The sequence below is a fragment of the Corynebacterium sp. MSK044 genome, assembly GCF_030232825.1.
Lineage (GTDB): Bacteria > Actinomycetota > Actinomycetes > Mycobacteriales > Mycobacteriaceae > Corynebacterium.
The window spans coordinates 1-355 of sequence record NZ_JASPJJ010000074.1 but is presented as its reverse complement, the minus strand read 5'-3'; the positions used below and the strand labels follow the sequence as shown (position 1 = coordinate 355).

Here is a 355-nt window from a genome sequence, read left to right as displayed (position 1 = left end):
GACGGCACAGGAACAAACGCCTGATGGGTATACACCGTGCGACGATCAGTCACAGGACCCGCCAACGAAGAAGAACTATGCAAAACATAACTCTCCCCATTCAACGTCGGCTCAACACTGCTACCATCAACCCCCAACTGCCGCTGAATCTCCAACACACTCGCCGACCGCGGAGCAGAATCAGACCACCGCAACAACAAAGTCACAGCAGAAACATAATCCCCCTGCACACCAGGAAGAACCAAAACCCACACAGCCCCAGCCTTACGCGCCTCGGCCGCCATGGATGCCATAGCCTCTTTCAACTGACGCTTCTGCGCACTTTTAAGCCGCACACCAGGCACAACATCATCAT

1 protein-coding gene is annotated in these 355 nt (G+C 54.6%); it reads right to left on the bottom strand.

Annotation, left to right across the window (positions count from 1 at the left end; genetic code table 11):
• Positions 1 to 355: hypothetical protein (locus QP994_RS11130; RefSeq protein WP_284866844.1), on the bottom strand; the 355-nt coding region annotated here is incomplete at both ends.